This window comes from Candidatus Palauibacter sp., assembly GCF_965197445.1.
Taxonomy (GTDB): domain Bacteria; phylum Gemmatimonadota; class Gemmatimonadetes; order Palauibacterales; family Palauibacteraceae; genus Palauibacter.
Map to the genome: position 1 here is coordinate 315456 of NZ_CBDANE010000005.1, position 19009 is coordinate 334464.

The 19009-nt window shown below is 66.8% G+C and carries 15 protein-coding genes and 1 pseudogene; 7 read left to right on the forward strand and 9 right to left on the reverse strand.

The genetic code is table 11. The features are described from left to right. Positions 1–2 precede the first annotated feature (2 nt). The 3 genes and pseudogenes from ACN9M6_RS08670 to ACN9M6_RS08680 form a co-directional block, all read right to left on the reverse strand. The gene (locus ACN9M6_RS08670) at positions 3–1583 is read right to left on the reverse strand and encodes a M28 family metallopeptidase (protein WP_419162532.1); all 1581 of its coding nucleotides are present in this window, start codon (positions 1581–1583) and stop codon (positions 3–5) included. A 103-nt stretch (positions 1584–1686) separates the two neighbouring features. Further along, positions 1687–3204: a M16 family metallopeptidase gene (locus ACN9M6_RS08675; protein ID WP_419163730.1), complete on the reverse strand. Its 1518-nt coding sequence runs from the start codon at positions 3202–3204 to the stop codon at positions 1687–1689. A gap of 294 nt (positions 3205–3498) precedes the next feature. Continuing rightward, positions 3499–4597: pseudogene (locus ACN9M6_RS08680) on the reverse strand (M16 family metallopeptidase); the annotation flags it as partial. A 157-nt stretch (positions 4598–4754) separates the two neighbouring features. Between ACN9M6_RS08680 and ACN9M6_RS08685 the strand changes: the two are divergent. Next, complete coding sequence (locus tag ACN9M6_RS08685; RefSeq protein WP_419162533.1) at positions 4755–5777, forward strand: 3-oxoacyl-ACP synthase III family protein; 1023 nt, start codon at positions 4755–4757, stop codon at positions 5775–5777. Here ACN9M6_RS08685 and ACN9M6_RS08690 read toward each other — a convergent pair. Continuing rightward, positions 5764–6114, reverse strand: coding sequence for a DUF4342 domain-containing protein (locus ACN9M6_RS08690; protein WP_419162534.1), 351 nt, complete (start codon positions 6112–6114; stop codon positions 5764–5766). The genes ACN9M6_RS08685 and ACN9M6_RS08690 overlap by 14 nt on opposite strands. A 117-nt stretch (positions 6115–6231) precedes the next feature. On the opposite strand from ACN9M6_RS08690, the gene ACN9M6_RS08695 reads away from it, so the two are divergent. The 4 genes from ACN9M6_RS08695 to ACN9M6_RS08710 all read left to right on the forward strand — a co-directional run bounded on the left by ACN9M6_RS08695 (position 6232) and on the right by ACN9M6_RS08710 (position 11605). Then, entirely contained in the window at positions 6232–7206 is a 975-nt protein-coding gene (locus tag ACN9M6_RS08695) for a tetratricopeptide repeat protein (protein ID WP_419162535.1), read from the forward strand. A gap of 119 nt (positions 7207–7325) precedes the next feature. Beyond that, positions 7326–10043 (forward strand): DUF5916 domain-containing protein, encoded by a 2718-nt coding sequence (locus tag ACN9M6_RS08700; RefSeq protein WP_419162536.1) that lies wholly within the window; start codon positions 7326–7328, stop codon positions 10041–10043. A 119-nt stretch (positions 10044–10162) separates the two neighbouring features. Next, entirely contained in the window at positions 10163–10399 is a 237-nt protein-coding gene (locus ACN9M6_RS08705; protein ID WP_419162537.1) for a hypothetical protein, read from the forward strand. A gap of 30 nt (positions 10400–10429) precedes the next feature. Then, positions 10430–11605, forward strand: a complete 1176-nt coding sequence (locus tag ACN9M6_RS08710) for a hypothetical protein (RefSeq protein WP_419162538.1) — start codon at positions 10430–10432, stop codon at positions 11603–11605. Between the two features lie 28 nt (positions 11606–11633). Here ACN9M6_RS08710 and ACN9M6_RS08715 read toward each other — a convergent pair whose 3' ends face one another. From ACN9M6_RS08715 to ACN9M6_RS08735, 5 genes are all read right to left on the reverse strand, one after another. Further along, entirely contained in the window at positions 11634–12857 is a 1224-nt protein-coding gene (locus tag ACN9M6_RS08715) for a DUF3179 domain-containing (seleno)protein (RefSeq protein ID WP_419162539.1), read from the reverse strand. A 46-nt stretch (positions 12858–12903) separates the two neighbouring features. Beyond that, positions 12904–13053 (reverse strand): hypothetical protein, encoded by a 150-nt coding sequence (locus tag ACN9M6_RS08720; protein WP_419162540.1) that lies wholly within the window; start codon positions 13051–13053, stop codon positions 12904–12906. Positions 13054–13131: 78 nt separating this feature from the next. Further along, positions 13132–13728 carry a hypothetical protein gene (locus tag ACN9M6_RS08725; RefSeq protein ID WP_419162541.1) on the reverse strand — a complete coding sequence of 199 codons (597 nt, stop codon included), beginning with the start codon at positions 13726–13728 and terminating at the stop codon, positions 13132–13134. Positions 13729–13730: 2 nt separating this feature from the next. Continuing rightward, positions 13731–15512, reverse strand: coding sequence for a glycerol-3-phosphate dehydrogenase (glpD, locus tag ACN9M6_RS08730; protein WP_419162542.1), 1782 nt, complete (start codon positions 15510–15512; stop codon positions 13731–13733). Continuing rightward, complete coding sequence (locus tag ACN9M6_RS08735) at positions 15460–16494, reverse strand: zinc-binding dehydrogenase (RefSeq protein WP_419162543.1); 1035 nt, start codon at positions 16492–16494, stop codon at positions 15460–15462. The genes glpD and ACN9M6_RS08735 overlap by 53 nt, the downstream gene beginning before the upstream one ends. A 215-nt stretch (positions 16495–16709) precedes the next feature. Here ACN9M6_RS08735 and sufC point away from each other — a divergent pair, with 215 nt between their 5' ends. After that, positions 16710–17483, forward strand: a complete 774-nt coding sequence (sufC, locus tag ACN9M6_RS08740; protein WP_419162544.1) for a Fe-S cluster assembly ATPase SufC — start codon at positions 16710–16712, stop codon at positions 17481–17483. Positions 17484–17555: 72 nt separating this feature from the next. Continuing rightward, positions 17556–18971 carry a Fe-S cluster assembly protein SufB gene (gene sufB / locus ACN9M6_RS08745; protein ID WP_419162545.1) on the forward strand — a complete coding sequence of 472 codons (1416 nt, stop codon included), beginning with the start codon at positions 17556–17558 and terminating at the stop codon, positions 18969–18971. Positions 18972–19009: the final 38 nt, after the last annotated feature.

Genomic DNA, 19009 nt, shown 5'->3' on the forward strand with positions numbered 1-19009 from the left:
GGTCAGCCACCCGCGCCCGTGTTGTCCATCATCCGGTCACGCGCGGCGCGAAACTCGTTCCCGTCGCGCCAGTTGGGCCACTCAGCCCCCTGCGCCAAGCTGTAGCCCACGTCGAACAGCAGCCTCAGGTCGTCCACGGCGCCGTCCAGATCCCAGGCCGGATCGTACTCATCCGCCGGTTTGTGATACCGGTCGGCGGTGTATTGCTCGCGCATCCGCCGCCCGTACGACTCGCCCCGCTCCACGTGGTCGATCCCCGAGCCGGTGTACAGGGCCGGCACGCCGCGCTTCGCAAAGTTGAAGTGATCGGACCGGTAGTAAAAGCCCTTTTCGGGCTCCGGATCCGGGCGTATCACGCGGCCCTGCCCCGAGGCGGCAGCTTCAAGGTAGTCGTCCAGCGCGGAGTTGCCGAGACCGACGACCGTGATGTCGTTCATCGGCCCCACCGTATTCAGGCCATCCATGTTGATGGCGGCCACGGTCTGGTTCAGGGGATGAACGGGATGCTCGCCGTAGTGATCGGAGCCGAGAAGCCCCTGTTCCTCGGCGGTCACGGCGAGGAACAGGACGGAGCGGGCCGGCGGCCGCTCCAGGCCGCCGAAGGCCGCGGCGATCTCGATGAGGCCCGCGACCCCCGTCGCGTTGTCCAGCGCGCCATTGTAGATCTGGTCGCCCTCGAGCGTCTCGTCCCTGCCCAGATGGTCCCAGTGGGCCATGTAGATGACCGCTTCCTCGGGGCGTTCCGATCCGGTCAGGCGGCCGACCACGTTGTGCGATGTCGAGCGCTCTATCCGGTTGAGGATCTCCAGGTTCGCCGTCAGCCCGAGGGACACCGCCCCGAAGTCTTCGCTCGCGGCCTCGGCGCTGAGCGTCTCGAGGCTGAGTCCGGCGCGCTCGAACAGGGCGGCGGCGGCTTCGAGCGTCAGCCAGCCCTCGGCCGCAGGACGGGAGAGGTTGGCGTCCTCGGCGACGAGGGCGAACTGAGGGCCGGACCAACTGCCGGCCACGACTTCCCACGGATACCCGGCCGGGCCGGGTTCGTGGATGATCAGGGCGCCCGCGGCCCCCTGCCGACCGGCCTCCTCGAACTTGTACGTCCACCGGCCGTAGTACGTCATCGCGCGGCCGTTGAAGCGGGCCGGGTCGTGGGTCGTGTATCCGGGATCGTTGACGAGCATGACGACGGTCTTCCCGGCGACATCGATCCCGGCGTAGTCGTCCCGCCCGTACTCGGGGGCGACGATGCCGTAGCCGACGAACACCAGCTCGGAATCCCGGAGGACGCTGCGGTCGATAACCCGCTTCGTCCAGGCCATCATCCCGGTCCCGTACTCGAGCGCCGTTTCGCCGCTCTCCCCGGAGACGGTGAGTCGCATCTCCGGATCGGCCGTGATCGAGACGAGGGGGACCGGCTGGAGCCATTCCCCGTCGTTGCCGGGCTCGAGGCCGGCGGCTTCGAACGCTTCCGCGACGTAGGCGATCGTAAGCTCTTCGCCCCGGGAGACCGGAGCGCGGCCCTCGAACTCGTCGGAAGCGAGGACCGAGATGTGCTCCCTCAGCCCAGCCTCATCGATGCCGCGCATCGCCTCCGCCGGCGCTTCGGCATCCCGCCCGCAAGCTCCGGATACCATCAGGAGTCCCGCATACAGCGCCGCGCGGCCGGTCCAACGGTCCGACTTTGTGACATCAGCGCACATCATCCAGCCCCTGTTGCCCGGGTGAGTTGCGCCTGGCGCTCACGTCCGAGGCGCTCGCGGGAACCGCTGAACGGTCGAGAAGGACCGGCTCGCCGATCCCCAACTCCGACAGTCGGTCCAACTGTGTGCGCGCGTCGCCCACCACCAGCCAGATGAAACGGTCGCGGTCCAGATGCTCCCCCGCCAGCTCCCGGATCCGCTCGACCGTCATCTCCCGGACGACGGACTCCCGGCGCAGCAGGTAGTCCGCCGGAAAACCATAGGCGCTCATGTCGGCCAGGATCCCGAGCTTGTTCCCGAGCGTCTCGAACGCGCCGGCGTTCGTCTTGAGAAGGAAACTCTTCGTGGCTGCAAGGTCCTCTTCGTCGAATTCGGGACCATAGCTGTCCAGCAGATCGCGGATGATTTCCAGCGACTCGTAGGTGACGTTCGAACGGACAGATGACGAGATCAGGAACGGACCTCTGAGTTTCGTGCCCCGGAAACCGGAGCCGACGCCGTAAGTGTAGCCCTTCCCTTCCCGCAGGATCTGGGTGAGATCCGAAGCGAAGCCGCCGCCGCCCAGCCGGAAGTTCGCCACCTGGGCGGGCCAGAAGTCCGGGTCGGTCTCGGCCAGTGCCAGGTAGCCGACCTGCAGGACCGACTGCGTCGCGTTGGGCACGTCGACGAAGTACAGGCCGGGAGACGACGCCTGGGCCGCGGGGTCGGTCGGAAGCTCCGGGGCCCCGCCGCTCCAGCGCGCACCGATGCCCTCCAGCGCGACCGCCACCTCGTCCGCCGTCACCGCACCGGCCACATGCACGACGGCCCGGGCCGGCGTCAGGGCGCGCTCGTAGTAGGCCCGCGCGTCGTCCAGGCCGAGCACCTCGACTCCCTCCACGGTGCCGGCGGCGTTGCTGCCCAGGATGTGGTCGCCGTACAGGAGCCGCGTCATCACGTCCCGCGCGATCGCGGTCGGAGACGATGACGCCTGGCGCAACTGGTTCCGGACCCGGTCCCGGGCGAGCTCGAACTCTTCCGGGTCGAAGCGCGGCTCCAGCAGAATCTCCTCGGCCAGAGCCATGCTCTCCGGGAAGCTGCGGTTCAGGCTCGATCCCCTGATCACGAAGCTCTCGCGCCCCGACGTGACCGAGATCGAGGCCCCCAGCGCGTCGATGGCCTGCTCCAGTTCCTCCGGGGTCCGGTTCGCCGTGCCCTCCGTCATGATCTCGGCCAGCAGGCTGGCGGAACCGATGCGTTCCGGCCCCTCGAGCAGGAGCCCGCCGGTCAGGCGAAGCTCGAACTGCACGAGCGGCGTTTCCCGGTCCTCGATGCCCGTGACGGGCACGCCGTTGGCCAACTTCGCCGTCCACACGGCCGGCGCCGAGAGGCTGGGCGCCGGACCGAACCCGGGTTCGATCGAGCGGTCGATCTGTGATGGGGTCGACGGGATGTCGCCGCGGTCATCGATCACGACCGCCGGTTCGGCGCCGCGCACGATCGGCTCTTCCACGACCGTCGCGCGCATGGATCCCTCGAGGGCCAGTTCCGGCCGGCCGCGGGGGATGAAGCTGGTCGCGACCGAGGAACGGCCGGCCAGGTACGTCTCGTAGACGCGAAGGATGTCGGCTTCCGTCGCCGAGAGGATCCGTTCGATGTCGTTCGCGACGTAGCCGGGGTCGCCCGCGAAGATGTTGTACTGAGCGAGCTGGAAGGCCTTGCCCAGCACGCTCGAGAGTCCCCGGTAGAACGAGGTCTCGTATCCCGCCTTCACGCGCCCCAGATCGGCGGGGGAGACGCCCTCTTCCTCGAACCGCGCGAAGGCCCTCTCGACGGCGCCGTGCACCGCGTCGAGGTCGGTATCCCGGAACGCCCGGATCGTCAGCCGCATCTGGCCCGCCAGCTCCTGATGAAACGCGAACATGCTCGCTGATGGGGCGAGCTTGTCCTCTTCGACGATCACCTCGTAGAACGGCGCCGTCTTGCCGTCCGTCAGCAACCTGGCGAGCAGGGTCAGCGGGTAGGCGTCCGGGTGATACATGGGGACGGTCGGCCACGAGAGCGTGAGCTGCGGGAGCTGCGCGAAGTTGTCCTCGTGAAAGAGACGTGGCGCGGCTTCCAGGACGACCTCCGGCGGCTTCCGGACGTTCGGGCATGGGACGGGCGGGGATCTCTCCGAAGTACCGCTCGATCCACTCCTTCGTCTGCGCGATGTCGATGTCTCCGGCCACGACGAGCGTGGCGTTGTTCGGACCATACCACTTCGCATGGAAGTCCTTCGCATCGACGAGCATCGCCCCGTCGAGGTCATCGAGCGACCCGATGACCTGCCACCGGTATGGGTGCCCCTCCGGATACATCGCCTGATCGATGACGAAGCTCGAGTGACCGTAGGGCCGGTTGTCGACCCCCTGGCGCTTCTCATTCTTCACGACCTGCTTCTCCTTGGCCACGACGTCATCGGTCACCGTGTTGATGAAGAACCCGAGCTTGTCGGCCTCCGCCCACAGCGCCTTCTCCAGGGCGTCGTTCGGCACCACCTCGAAGTAGTTCGTTCGATCGCGGCTCGTCGATCCGTTGGTCGAACTGCCCACGCGCGTCATGAGACGGTCGAGGCCACCGGGCCCGAGGTTCTCGGAGTCAAGGAAGAAGAGGTGCTCGAACAGGTGCGCGAAGCCGGTTTTGCCCGGAACTTCGCGCGACGATCCGACGTGGAAGGTCATCGCGACCGCGGCGACCGGGTCGGAGCGATCGACGTGCAGAATCACGTCCAGGCCGTTGGGCAGCTCGTACTTCTCGTAGTCGATCGTGAATCCGCTCTCTCCGGGCGCGCAGGCGGAGAGCGAGACTGCGAGGAGCGCGACGGCCAGGGCCGGAATCAGCAGTAGACGGTGGCGGCGGATCGGGCGGGGCATGGACATTGGGTGATCCCTCCCTTCGGGTGAGGGTCGTAGTCCGGGCGTCCCGGCCCGGGAAGTGCCGACTGCGCTCCCGGACCCGGCGGGTCGAGGGGCGCTCTCAGTCAAATCGAAGCGATCGTACGCGCGCACGCCACCCGTGAGCGACGGAGGCCTCCAGATGCGCAGGACGCACGTTATCTCTACCGGATTCCGCGTACCGGACCGAGTGATCACCAACGACGAACTCGCGTCGATGATGGATACCTCGGATGAGTGGATCCGGCAGCGCTCGGGAATCGCGGAGCGGCGGTGGGTGGAGGAAGGCGAAGCGGGCTCCGATCTGGGAGCCGGGGCCGCGAGCCTGGCGCTGGAGCGGGCCGGGATGACGGCGGATGACCTCGACTGTCTGATCGTGGCCACGCTGTCGCCGGATCATTTTTTCCCGGGCACCGGTGTCTTCCTTCAGCGCAAACTCGGGATCCGCGATATTCCCTGTCTCGATGTCCGCAATCAGTGCACCGGATTCCTGTACGGACTCTCGGTCGCCGACGCGTGGATCCGCACGGGGCGGTACGCACGGGTGCTTCTGGTCGGCACCGAGGTCCATTCCACCGGGTTGCACAAGAATGATTTCGGCCGCGATACGGCGGTGCTGTTCGGCGATGGGGCGGGAGCGGTGATCCTCGGTCCGGCGGAGGATGGTCGCGGAAACCGCAACGGGTCGGGGTCGCAGCGAGGTATCCTGTCGGTTCACATCCACGCCGACGGGAGATTCGCGGAGAAGCTGTGGGTGGAGGCTCCGGCCTCGAAGTACAATCCTCTGATCACGCACGGGCACATCGACGCGGGTCTCACATGCCCTCGCATGGACGGGCGCGAGGTCTTTCGCCAGGCGGTGTCACGCATGCCGCAGGCGGTGCATGAGGCGCTCGACGCGGAGGGCCTGTCGATCGACGACGTCGACATGCTGATCGCCCACCAGGCGAACCTGCGGATCTGCCAGATGGTCCAGCGGGCGCTGAAGCTCCCGGACCACCGCGTCTACAACAACATCCAGCGCTACGGGAACACGACCGCCGCGAGCCTGCCGATCGCGCTCCACGAATGCGTGGAGGAGGGTCGACTCCAACGCGGCGACCTCCTCTGCCTGACGGCGTTCGGATCCGGGTTCACGTGGGGAAGCGCCCTCATTCGCTGGTAGAGGATTCGTCCGACTCGTCCGACTCGTCCGACTCCGCGGGCTCACCCGGCCCGTCTTCCCGGCGCTCGACGACGATCGAGCAGTTCGTCACCAGCGCGGCGAGGGCGCCGATCGCCGCCCAGGCGGGCAGCATTAACGTCCCCACGACACCGAGCGAGAGAGGAACTTCGATCAGTTCCTTGCCGTTCTCATCGCGGATCGTGAGGCGACGAACGTTTCCCTCGCGGATGATTTCCTTGATCTTCCTGACGAGGTTGACGCCTCGCACTCTGTGTTCTTCGGTGTGTTCTTCGGTGTGTTCTTCGGTACGGGCTTCGCTCTGGGCATCTGCAGCCATGGGATTCTCCCTTGCGGCGGCCCCGGCGGGGCGGCTTGATATTCGATCGTTCACCGTACGTCCGGAATCGCTTCCGGGTTTTTTGGGCCCTGGAAATATCCTGTTGAGAGGAACGTGATGAAACGCACTGGATGGAGTCTCGGCGCCTTCGTTCTCGCCCTCGGCCTGATCTCCTGCGGAGGCGGCGCGGACGAAGCGGGGACGGCCGGGGAGGGGCAGATGCTTCCGGAAGGCGCGGAGGCGTTCTCGCTGCTCGGCGAGCCCCTCTTCCCGAATCCCGCCCGCGCGGAGGTCGCCGCTCGGCAGGGACGCGACGTCAGAGGCGCCCGCGAGGACTATGAGGCGGACCCGAACGACGCGGACGCAATCATCTGGCTGGGTCGCCGGGTCGCGTATATGGGATCCTACCGCGAGGCGATCGAGGTTTTCTCGGAGGGGATTGAGAAGCACCCGGACGATGCGCGCATGTACCGCCACCGCGGGCACCGCTGGATCAGCGTGCGTGAATTCGACCGCGCGATTGAAGATCTTTCGTACGCCGCCGACCTCGTTCGCGGCGAGCCCGACGAGGTCGAGCCCGATGGCCAGCCCAACGAGCGCGGCATCCCGACGAGCACGCTCCAGTCGAACATCCACTACCATCTGGCGCTGGCTCTCTACCTGAGCGGGGACTTCGAGACGGCGCTGGATTCGTACGCCGACTACATGGCGGTCACGACGAATCACGACCAGCTCGTAGCGATCTCGCACTGGTGGTACATGGCCCTCCGTCGCCTGGGCAGGGACGCGGAGGCCGCAGCCGTTCTCGAACCCGTGACGGCCCATCTCGACGTCATCGAGAACACCAGCTACCACCGGCTGCTCCTGATGTACAAGGGAGAACTCGAAGCGGACGACCTGTGGGATCCGGAGAGCGAGGATCCATCGGGCGTCGCGATCGCCTATGGGGTGGCGACCTGGCATCTCTACAATGGTCGTGAGGCGCAGGCGGAGGAAATGTACCGCCGCATTCTTCAGGGTACGGGCTGGGCCGGCTTCGGCTACATCGCCGCCGAGGCGGAGATCGCCCGACTGGAGGCCGCCGGCTCCTGACGCCACGCGGAACCACAACCTTTCGACGGACCGCTGCGTCCTATCCTCTGAATCTGGCGGAGCGGCACACCCCACCAGGCTCCGGGCATACGGATGTGGGCCGTTCAGGAAGGTGATTCTTGAGACTCTCCCGGTTGTTGATAGATGACGCTGCGGCGTCGCGGCTGCTGCTGATACTCGCGTTTTTTCTGAGCTCCCCGGGGTCGCTGGCGGCCCAGGATTCAGCCATCAGCGGCGAGACACATGCGCGCGCCGCCGCCGCGCCGGCGATCCAGGCCGTCCGGGCGACGGAGCTTCCGGTCATCGATGGGCAGCTCGATGACGACGCCTGGAACATGGCGCCGCTCGCCAGCGACTTCGTCCAGTTCAGGCCCGATCCGGGCCAGCCGGCCAGCGAGCGGACTGCGGTGCGCGTCCTCTACACCGACGACGCCGTCTATATCGGCGCGCGGATGTACGACCGAGACCCCGGCGGGATCATCCGCCGGCTCGCGCGCCGCGACGAGGAAGTGACGACGGATGCTTTTCACGTGGCATTCGACAGCTACTTCGACCACCGCACGGCGTTCCGTTTCTCGGTCAGCGTCGCGGGTGTCCAGAGCGACTGGCTGATGTTCTCTGATACGGGGGAGGACGCCGAGTGGGATGCGGTGTGGGAGAGCGCGACACGGACCGACGAGGAGGGGTGGAGCGCGGAGCTGCGCATCCCTCTCTCGCAGCTCAGGTTCGCGAGATCCGATGTGAACGGCGCCGGAAGCACGTGGGGCATCAACTTCTGGCGTGAGATTGCCCGCCTTGAGGAGTCGAGCGTCTGGTCACCGCTACCGGAAGACGGCTCTCGGGTCGTGTCCGCTTTTGGCACGTTGCGTGACCTCGAGGGCATCCGGCCGCGACGCAACCTGGAGGTGCGCCCCTACGTGCTTTCGTCGGCGACGCGCGAGCCGGGCACGGCGGCGGACCCATTCTACACGGCGACCGCCCTGCATCAGACCGTGGGCGGCGATCTGAAGTACGGGATCACGGACAACCTCACGCTCAACGTGACCGTGAACCCCGACTTCGGGCAGGTCGAAGCGGATCCGTCCGTCGTGAACCTCACGGCCTTCGAGACGTTCTTTCCCGAGAAGCGGCCGTTCTTCCAGGAGGGATCGGACATCTTCGAGTTCTCGATCGGTCCCCCCAGCGACGACAACAACGAGTCGCTCTTCTACAGCCGCCGGGTCGGACGCTCTCCCCAGGGATCGGTGACGAGCCCGGTGGAGTATCGCGACGCCCCGGACGCGACGAACATCCTCGGCGCGGCGAAGCTGTCGGGAAAGACGGCGGACGGCTGGTCGATCGGCTTTCTCGACGCACTCACCGGAAGCGAGACCACGAGGTTCTCCTCCCCGGCGGGCGCATTGGGCGAACAGCTCGTGGAACCGGTGACGAACTACGCGATGGGGCGGATCATCAAAGACTTCCGGGACGGCGAGAGCGCGATCGGCCTCATCGCCACCGCCACGCATCGGCGGGTCGAGGACGGGGGGGGCGTCGACTTCCTGGCCGACGCGGCGTACACGGGCGGCGTCGACTTCCGGCATCGGTTCGCAGGCGGCAACTACGAGATCGACGGGCACGTGCTCGGGAGTACCGTGCTGGGGAGCGCGGAGGCGATCGAGCGGATCCAGCGTTCCTCGGTCCGCTATTTCCAGCGGCCGGACGCCAACCATCTCGAGTTCGATCCCACCCGCAGGCGACTCATGGGTATGACGGCGTTGCTCAGCGTCGGGAAGGTGGGAGGAGGGAACTGGCAGTACGGACTGTTCGGGGAGACTCGCTCGCCGGGGTTCGAAGCCAACGATCTCGGATTCCAGCAGAACGCCGACCAGCACACGGGCGCGGCCTGGCTCAGCTATCAGCAGTTTCGGCCGCAGGGGCCGTTCCGTAGCTGGGGACTCAACTCCGCTGCGTGGTCGGGCTGGAACTACGGCGGCGAACGGCTGTTTCTGGGCGGCAACGTGAACGGGCACTTCCAGCTGAAGAACTTCTGGCGCGGCTTCTTCGGGTTGGGCCAGGATCGGGCGAGCCTGGCGACCACGTCGCTCCGTGGCGGACCCGCCCTCTATGCACCCAACCACTGGAGCAGCTGGGCCGGGATGTTCACGGACTCCCGCCAGGCCGTGCAATTCGGCGCGGTCTTCAACTTCGGCGGAGAGTACGGCACGGGGACGGGGCGCTGGGGGTTCTCACCCCACGTGACGATTCAACCGTCCAGCCGCTTCCAGCTCAACCTCGGTCCGAGCTTCAACAGGAATGATCGGGCCTGGCAGTATGTCGCCCAACCGCGCTCCTCGGCGGGGGCACACTACGTGTTCGCGCGTCTGAGCCAGCAAACGGTCTCTCTGACCTCGCGGCTGAACTACACGTTCAGCCCGGACCTCTCGTTGCAGTTCTACGCGCAGCCCTTCGTCAGCGCCGGAACCTACGATCGCTGGATGGAGGTCGACGACCCGCGGGCTTCGAGCTTCGGCGACCGTTTTCGGGTGTACGGTGATCGCGAGGTACGTCGCCTGGATGCGAACGGCTTCGGGCTATACCAGGTAGACGACGACTCCGACGGGGCGCCGGACTTTTCGTTCGGCGATCCGGATTTCACCATCAAATCGTTCCGTTCCAACCTGGTCCTGCGCTGGCAGTATCGGCCCGGATCGACGGTGTTTCTGGTGTGGAGCCGCGACCAGCAGTCCTTTGTCAACGACGGTTCGTTCCGCTTTGGACGGGACGTCGGCGACATCGCCCGGATCCCCTCAACCAACATCTTCCTCATCAAGTTCGAGCACTGGCTGGGTCTGTAGCTGAGTCGACATCTTGTCGCTCCGGGTCGCGAGAGCGACCGTCCGCGACCGAACATCGACCGGTATCGTGAAGGAGTCTCCGTGCGAAGCTGGAGCCGTTCCGTGGTTCCCCTCACCGCGTGACCGGAATCCTGTTCCTGGCGCTCGCGGTGCTCGTGGCGGTCGCCGGATGGGAGGTCCGCCGCCGGCTGCGTCACCAGACCCGGAGCGGCGTCACGGACGAGGTCGTCCACCGTATCGAGACGCTCGGGCGAGTGGATGAGGAGGACATCGAGCCGGTGGACCTCGAGCAGGTGAGGGCCGAGGAGGACGAGTTCTGGGCCCAGACCTGGGATGAGCCTGAGGAAGACTGGTAGAAAACCCGAATGACGAAACCGAGGAGGAAGATGAACGCGATCCGCTGGGGGCTGCTTGTGGCTGCGACGCCCCTCTCACAGGTCACGGCGGGCACCGTCGAGGCCCAGGAGGTACCGCGGATTTCCCTGGCGGCACCAGTGGCCGTGTTCGAGGACGGGCTCGGCTCGATGCGCGGCGTGCGGGAACTCGCGGACGGGCGTGTCCTCATTGCCGACGGCCTCGGCGCCTCTCTGATCACGTGGACTCCCGCCGCGGGCGCGGACACGCTGACCAACGTGGGCCAGGGGCCCGAGGAATATCTGACGCCGGACGGGCTCTTTCCCCTCCCTGACGATGCCACCCTCCTCGTCGATCTCGGCAACGCTCGCCTCACCCGTGTCGGGACGGCCCTCGATTTCGGTGAGACGTGGCCGATCGCGCAGGGGGGCATGGGTGCGGGGATGACCATGATGATCCCCGTGGGGACCGATGGCGAAGGGCGGATCTACTACCAGGAGCGGTTGGGCGGGATGATGGGGACTTCGGACTCGGCGGCGGTCGCGCGCTTCGATCCGGCCAGCGGCGAGACAGCGGAGATCGGCCGGGTCCGGCTGGCCGAACGGAAACGCCAGGAGTCCGGGGACGCGAACAACCGGAGCGTGAACATCCGACCGGTTCCGTTCTCCGCTCAGGACGCGTGGGGCGTCGCCTGGGACGGTCGCGTGGCCGTCGCCCGCGCGGACGGCTATCGGCTGGAGTGGATTGGCCTCGATGGCGACATCGTGGCGGGAGACGCCGTGTCCTACGAGCCGGCGCGCGTCCGGCGCGGGGACCGGGAGGAGTGGCTTGCGGCTCTGGGGGGCGGATTGCGGGTCGAGGTGACCTCTGACGGCGGCGCTCCGCGGATGTCCATGAGCCGGGCCCCGGCGGGCGCGGGCGATACGGACCCCGGCGACTTCGATTGGCCCGACGCGAAGCCGCCGTTTCCGGCGAACGCCGTTCGGATCGATCCGCACGGTCGGGCCTGGGTGCGGCGTCACGTTCGGGCAGGCGAGGCGCACCGGTTCGATGTCTTCGACGCCGGCGGGCTTCGCATCGCACAGGTCGAACTGCCCGCGGATCGGGGCCTCGTCGCATTCGGCGAGGACAGCCTCTACCTGACACGCAGCGATGAGTACGACTTCGCCTGGCTGGAGAAGTACGCGGCACCCGCACTGCCGCACTGAGCCCGCGGGGTCGGCAGCCCGCCCCGGGTCAGCGCCGGATCAGATCCGGGTCGTCCGGGAGTGAAGGGCTCCAGTCGACCGGAATGATGTTCGCGGCACGTCTCTCCTGGATCGGGGCCACCCACACGTCCGTGTCGGGCTGAAAGGCGGCCCACGCGAACCAGAACGCATGGTACGCCTCCGGGTGAGGCTGCAGCTTCTCGCCGTCGAGGGGTCCGGCGACCGCCTCTCCCGCGAAGTTCCACACGCTGCCCGTCTCCACGTCCTGGCGGCGACCGTTCACCACTTCGAACGTGAGCGTCCGCCCGCTGGCTCGGGCTCTGTAGATCCTCGCGCTCTGCGCCCGGGAGTTCCAGAACGCGACGACAGGCTCCCCGCCTGCGTGGGCGCTGGCGGCCCACACGAAGACGTTCTGTTCCCCGGACTGGTCGTTGGCCGCGACCTCCCGCAGGTCGTCGAGCGCGAAGGCAATGCCGCCTGTTCCTGAGGGGACCCCCACCACCCGCTCCTTCGGCAGCCGTCGCCTGTCGATGGGGGCCGAGGTCGGATAGAAGAGCGCGGCGTTGCCCGGATTCCGGTAGTCTCCGTAGGGATAGAGCGTATAGAGGAAATCGTGTCCGGTGACGCGAGTGGCGATCCACGTGTCCTCGAATATCTGGAGCCACCCCCCGTACGCCATCAGTTCGTACGGGACGCGCGTCAGCCGGATGCCATCGCGGGGACCGCACGTGGCCGCGCGGGTCTGTTGGGGATAGAGGGTACCCGATCCATCCTCCATCACGAGGCTGTTATCGAGCACGTAGCTGGACACCCGGAAGTTGGACGCGCCGCTCGGCGCGGGGTTGAAGACGCCGACCGAGCCGGTGAGCGGCGAGTACGTGACCGTGATCCGTTCTCCCGGCACGCTGAAGTTCAGGACTTCGTGATACCAGAGGAGCTTCAGGGGAATCGCCAGGGGCTGGCCGTTGAACTCGATCCCGATGATCAGATCGTTGAACGTGACATACCCGACCAGTGGTGCGATGAGCCGCGTCGCGACTTCCGGGTTGGTGAGCGCCGGGATACTGGAGCGTTCGGTGCCCGCGTCCGTGAAGCTCTCCAGAGGAATCGAGCAGTTCGCGAGGGCGGCGTTCGGGCTCAGCGCGTCATCCGAGCAGGCGGTCAGCGTCACCGCGAAGGGGATGTACAATGCCCCGGCCGCGCGGACGCGCCACCCGGGCCGCTTGCCGGCCTCGATCCTCGCAGGACTCATCGGGCGACCCGGACCTTTCCCGATCGGGCCGCCGACAGGCGGGCCGCTAGATGAACAAGGCCTCGTTCTCCGAATCGAGCCCCTGGATATCGGCCTTCTGCGTCCGCACATCCTTTTGGCCCACCTGGTGGCGCTGGCCGACTACGATCATCGCGATGCTCGCGACGAGCGCCAGAATGATCTTGAGCTTCCTCATGGCGCCTCCCTTCCCGTTGATCCCCCACATCCCCTAACGCCGAAGCCGAACACAGAGTTTCTGCACACAGAGTGTCTATCAGAATATAGGGTCTCTTATCAAAATAACGAATGCTGCGGCCCGTTGGTGACGCTTCGGGCGCGCCGCTGTCGACGGAGATGACGCCGGCACCGCCTCGTCACGGTCCGTGGAATCTGGCTCGATGACCCAGCGATTCAAAGCTTCACGATCGAGTGCGAGGTCGGCTCGCAAGAGGAGAACTCCGCTCGAATCCCTCGCCTCGAACCGCACGATATCGGCGCGCACCCGAATGTCCACGCGGACCGAATCGCGGCGTGGCACGGTGTCGAGCGCCACGTGCGCGGCCCCGGCGGAGGCGAAAATGTACGCATCGTCGTCGAGTGGGTTCACCAGCAGGACGCGGTATTCGCGGATTGGGCCTTCGCCGGGCAGCAGGGCGGTGGGGGGCTCGATTTCACCGGCGGCCCGCGGGGCGCCGGCTGCCGCTTGCGTGGAGTCGGTCTCTGCGGGCGGCGTGTCATCCGTGTCGCTGTCCCCGCCGGAGTCGCAACCCGCAGCGCCGATCCCGGCAAGCGCCGACAACACCAGGGTGCGGGCGGGCCGCCCAGGCTGAACCGTGCTCCACACCCGGGTGGTGTGTCGCCTCGCTGGCACGCCTACGGGTCGGCCGGAAGGCGGGACGCGAGATCTCGAATCGCGGTGTCATCCGCCGCTCTGAACACCGTGGCCCGTTTCACTTCCTCCGCCTCCTGCTCGCTCGTCCAGCCCATTTCCGCCGCCATGACGGCGGCGACCCGCCGCGCCGCCCGGGATGTCTCGTTTCGCGTCTCGAGACCGATCCGCGTCCGACGGAAGAGGACATCTTCGACATGCATGGCCATCTCGTTCCGTACTGAATACACCGCTTCCGCGAGTACGTGCGGCCTCTCCGGGAGGATCTTCTCGCCCAGGCGCCTGTCTCGCCGCACGAGATCGAGCACCCGCTCGGCCCGCGTTCCGTACGCGCGCGTCAGACGGTCGGCGGTGTCCGTTCCGAGTCCGTGGGTCCCGGCACGCACGCGGATTCCGTCTCGTAGCGTGCCGAGATCGCGGAACCGCGCGCCGGGGAGGGGGACCTTGTCCGTGTCCACCTTCCGAACGGCCGCGACGCCTGCGGGCGCCAGGAACGCCTGGACGCGATCCACCGTTTCCTCGGCCATGTGCCGGTGCGAGGTCAGTTTCCCTCCGCTCAGAGTGAAGATGCCGTGCGGGTGCTCGTGCACCTCGAAGTCGCGGGATACGGCGCCCTCGTCGGCGGCGGCGCTCGGCGCGACGAGCGGCCGAAGACCGGCCCACGCGCTGATCACGTCCTCCGGACCGAGCTTTGATGCCGGAAGCAGGCGGTTGGTGGCCTCGAGCAGGTAGGCGATCTCCTCCGGCGTGGCTGCGACATCGCGGGGTTCGCCGTCGAAGTGCTCGTCCGTCGTGCCGATGATCGTGAGATCTTCGCGCCAGGGCAGGACGAACATCACCCGACCGTCCTGCGGCGCCTCGAAGATGAGGGCTCCCGCGTGGCCGATCCGCTCGCGCGCAACGTGAATGTGGGTGCCACGCGAGGGCTTGATGCGCACGCCTGACGCAGGTGCCGGCGCCTGGCCGGTGGTCGGCGGACCCGTGCCGATCCGACCCAGAACGTGCTCGGCCCACGCCCCGGTGGCGTTGACGATCGCCAGCGCATCCACCTCCAGTTCCCGCCCGGATTCGACATCGCGAACGGTCACCCGGTGACCCGGCCAGTCCGAGGCGTCGATGTTTGTGACCTCGGCCCGGTTCGCCACGTCGGCTCCGGCTTCGACCGCGGCCAGGATGGTCGTGACGACGAGCTTCGCGTCGTCGACCTGCGCGTCGAAGTAGCGTGCCCCGCCCAGCAGCCCCTCGGCGCGCAGCCGTGGTTCCCGGGCGAGCATGGCCCGGGTATCGAGCATCTGATGGCGTTCGATGTTCCGGAAGAGAGAGAGGGCATCGTACAGCCACATGCCCGCGTCGAGCTTCCTCTTCCCGATGCGGCCGTCCCGAAAGATCGGAAACAGGAACTCCAGCGGCCGGACGAGGTGCGTCGCGATCCGCAGGAGAGTTCGCCGCTCCTGGCTCGCCTCGAACACGAGGTCCAGCTCGAAGTGCTCGAGGTAGCGCAGCCCGCCGTGAACCAGGCGGGACGAACGGCTGCTCGTGCCCCAGGCAAAATCGAGGGCCTCGACGAGGGCGGTCCGGAAGCCGCGCCGTGCCGCGTCGCGCGCTACGGCCGCGCCGGAGATCCCGCCTCCTATGACCAGAACATCGAAGGCGGTCTCCCGGAGAGCCCGGAGGTGCTCGTCGCGCCCCCGGACGACCGTCACCGGGGCGGCGTCACGGCTGGAGGACGAGCTTCCCGAAGACTCCGCCGGCTTCGAGGTGCTCATGCGCCTCGCGCGCCTGGTCCAGCGGCCACACGTCGTCGACGATGGGCTCGAGGGTGCCGTCGAGCACCAGCGCCATCACCGCGTCGAACTCGGACTGCGTCGCCATCGTCGTGCCGAGGACCGAGGTCTGGGTCCAGAAGAGGCGGGTGATGTGCAGCGCGCCACGCGGCCCGGTCGTGGCGCCGTAGACCACCATCCGTCCTCCACGCGAGAGCGCGCGCACACAGCTCTCCCACGTCACTTCGCCCACGCTGTCGAGAACGAGATCCACGCCGCGCTTCCCGGTCTCCGCCCAGACGCGGCGCGAAAAGTCCTCCTCCAGGCGGTCGATCACGAGATCCGCCCCCAGCGCTTCCACGCGACGCACGTTCTCGGGTCCGCTCGTGACCGCGAACACACGCGCACCGTGGTGCTTCGCGATCTGGATGGCGGCGGTGGAGACCCCGCCCGATGCGCCGGTGACGAGGACGGTTTCTCCCGCTGCCAGCCGTCCTCGCGACAGGAGCCCGCGCCACGCCGTCTGGTAGACGAGCGGCGCCACGGCCGCGGTGGCGAACGGGAAACCGTCCGGCAAACGCACGAGGTTGCGCTCCGGTACCGCCACCCATTCGGCGAAACCTCCGGGCAGGTGCTCGCCCAGGACGCGGTACGCGGGGCAGAGGGGATGCTCTCCGCGGACGCACCATTCGCAGTCGTCGCGGGCACACCAGATGCCCGGGTTCACGGCCACCCGATCTCCGGCGGCCCACCCCGTTACGTCATCACCCAGCGCCGCGATCTCGCCGGCCATGTCCGAGCCGCCGATGTGGGGCATCTGCAGTCGGAGTCCCGGGAGCCCTCGCCGCACCCACAGGTCGAGGTGATTCAAGCCCGCCGCCCGGACTCTGATCAACACTTCACCCGGACCGGGCGTCGGGTCGGGCAGCTCGCCGACCCGAACGACGTCCGGTCCTCCATGTCGTTCGAAGTATGCCGCTTTCATGGGCGCAACGTACGGCGCCGCGGCGGCCTGTGCAGCCATGAGGTGACCCCCCGGTCGCAGGCTCGGCAAGAGTTGAGAACCAGTCTCAATCAGGGTTGATAACGCGTCCGGAGGCACGTACTTTGTCGGGTCGATCATCGTTGTTCATTCATCCGTTTGTGTTTCCAGGCCGGCGCCCCTGGGTGACCGGCCTTTTGCAACTGAAGAGGACTCGAATGTCAGAACCGCTGCTGTCGATTCGCGGACTGCGAGCGAGGGTGGAGGGAGAGGATACGGAGATCCTCCGAGGCGTGGATCTCGATGTCGAGCGCGGTCAGGTGCATGCGCTGATGGGACCCAACGGCTCGGGCAAGAGCACCCTGGCCAAGGTCATCGCCGGACACCCGGCCTACGAGGTGACGGGCGGCGAGATTCTGTTCAGAGGCGAAGATGTCCTCGAACTGGAGCCTGACGAGCGGAGTCGGGAGGGAATCTTCCTCGCCTTCCAGTATCCCGCCGAGGTCCCGGGGGTCTCGATCGCCAACTTCCTGCGCACGGCGATAAGCTTGCGTCTGGCCGAGGGCGAGGAGATGGACGTGTTCGGCTTCCAGCGCACGCTCACCGAAAAGCTCGAGATGCTGAGGATGGATCCGAGTTTCGCCACCCGGTATGTGAACGATGGGTTCTCGGGCGGCGAGAAGAAGCGGAACGAGATCCTCCAGATGGCGGTTCTCCAGCCCGCGCTGGCGGTGCTGGACGAGACGGACAGCGGTCTCGACATCGATGCGCTCAAGGTCGTCTCGAACGGCGTGAACCGGCTTTCCGAAGCGGATGAAGCGCTCGGAGTCCTCCTCATCACGCACTACAAGCGGATCCTGAACTACATCCAGCCCGACCGAGTCCACGTGATGATGGCGGGGCAGATCGCCGAGAGCGGCGGTGCCTCGCTGGCCGACAAGCTGGAGGCCGAGGGCTATGACTGGCTCTACCAGGCGGCGGCGGCTGTTTAACAGCCAGCGGCGGAATTCCGCGGACTCTGCTCCGCGGCGATGAATCAGCAGTACCGGAAAGGCGGAAGAACCATGCCCCAGAACGAGACGATCAGCGGACTCGGACTCGACGAATACAAGTACGGCTTCGTTACCGAGGACAAACCCGTCTTCAAGGCGGTCCCCGGGCTCTCCAGCGACATCGTCCGGCAGATCTCCCATCACAAGGACGAGCCGGAATGGATGCTCGAGTTCCGCCTCAAGGCGCTCGAGGTCTACCGGTCCAAGCCCATGCCGACGTGGGGCGGTGATCTCTCGAAGCTCGAGGACACGCTCGACGAGATCTACTTCTATCTGAAGCCGCAGGACCAGATGGAGCGGTCGTGGGACGACGTCCCGCAGGAGATCAAGGACACGTTCGAGAAGCTCGGGATTCCCGAGGCGGAGCGGAAGGCGCTCGCCGGGGTCGGAGCCCAGTACGAGTCCGAGATGGTCTACCATTCGCTCAAGGAACAGTGGGAGGAGCAGGGCGTGATCTTCGAGTCGATCGAGGACGGGCTCGCCAAGCATCCCGAACTGTTCAAGCAGTATTTCTCGACCATCGTCCCCACGCGCGACAACAAGTTCGCGGCGCTGAACTCGGCCGTGTGGTCGGGCGGGTCGTTCGTCTACATCCCCAAGGGGGTGAAGGTCGACATCCCGCTCCAGGCCTACTTCCGCGTCAATGCCGAAAAGATGGGCCAGTTCGAGCGCACCCTCATCATCTGCGATGAGGGCTCCGAGGCGCATTACATCGAGGGCTGCACGGCGCCGGTCTACTCCACCGACTCGTTCCACTCGGGCGTGATCGAGATCGTGGTGAAGAAGGGGGCGCGGTTCCGCTACACGACAATCCAGAATTGGTCGAACAACATGTACAACCTCGTCACGCAGCGGGCGCTCGTGCACGAGGACGCGAAGATGGAGTGGCTCGACGGAAACCTGGGCTCAAAGCTCACCATGAAGTATCCGTCGTGTTTTCTGATCGGGGAGCGGGCGCACGGCGAGATCCTGTCGATCGCCTACGCGGGGGACGGCCAGCACCAGGACACCGGCGGGAAGGTAGTCCACGCGGCCCCCCACACGACGTCCCAGATCACGTCGAAGTCGATCTCGAAGGGGCTCGGGCGTTCGTCGTACCGCGGTCTGTGCAAGGTGTACGATGGCGCTGTGGGCGCGAAGTCCAACGTCGAGTGCGACGCACTGCTGCTGGACGAGAAGTCGCGCACGGACACGTATCCCTACATCGAGATCGATGAGAACACGGCCTCCATCGGCCACGAGGCGACCGTCTCGAAGGTCGGCGACGAGCAGCTGTTCTATCTGATGAGCCGCGGGCTGGACCAGGCGGAGGCGATGGCGATGATCGTGCGTGGGTTCATCGAGCCGGTGGCCAGGGAATTGCCGCTCGAGTACGCGATCGAACTGAACCGACTGATCGACCTGGAGATGGAAGGTTCGGTCGGCTAGCAGACCGAAAGATCTGACGAGGGATCTTCACGATATGA

Excerpts from the sequence above, each read along its gene's own strand:
- ACN9M6_RS08675 (WP_419163730.1), bottom strand. The coding sequence starts at position 3,204 with ATGCGCGCGACGGTCGTGGAAGAGCCGATCGTGCGCGGCGCCGAACCG.
- ACN9M6_RS08685 (WP_419162533.1), top strand. The coding sequence starts at position 4,755 with ATGCGCAGGACGCACGTTATCTCTACCGGATTCCGCGTACCGGACCGA.
- ACN9M6_RS08720 (WP_419162540.1), bottom strand. The coding sequence starts at position 13,053 with ATGAGGAAGCTCAAGATCATTCTGGCGCTCGTCGCGAGCATCGCGATG.
- ACN9M6_RS08690 (WP_419162534.1), bottom strand. The coding sequence starts at position 6,114 with ATGGCTGCAGATGCCCAGAGCGAAGCCCGTACCGAAGAACACACCGAA.
- ACN9M6_RS08735 (WP_419162543.1), bottom strand. The coding sequence starts at position 16,494 with ATGAAAGCGGCATACTTCGAACGACATGGAGGACCGGACGTCGTTCGG.
- ACN9M6_RS08670 (WP_419162532.1), bottom strand. The coding sequence starts at position 1,583 with ATGCGCGGCATCGATGAGGCTGGGCTGAGGGAGCACATCTCGGTCCTC.
- glpD (WP_419162542.1), bottom strand. The coding sequence starts at position 15,512 with ATGAGCACCTCGAAGCCGGCGGAGTCTTCGGGAAGCTCGTCCTCCAGC.
- sufC (WP_419162544.1), top strand. The coding sequence starts at position 16,710 with ATGTCAGAACCGCTGCTGTCGATTCGCGGACTGCGAGCGAGGGTGGAG.
- sufB (WP_419162545.1), top strand. The coding sequence starts at position 17,556 with ATGCCCCAGAACGAGACGATCAGCGGACTCGGACTCGACGAATACAAG.
- ACN9M6_RS08710 (WP_419162538.1), top strand. The coding sequence starts at position 10,430 with ATGAACGCGATCCGCTGGGGGCTGCTTGTGGCTGCGACGCCCCTCTCA.
- ACN9M6_RS08695 (WP_419162535.1), top strand. The coding sequence starts at position 6,232 with ATGAAACGCACTGGATGGAGTCTCGGCGCCTTCGTTCTCGCCCTCGGC.
- ACN9M6_RS08715 (WP_419162539.1), bottom strand. The coding sequence starts at position 12,857 with ATGAGTCCTGCGAGGATCGAGGCCGGCAAGCGGCCCGGGTGGCGCGTC.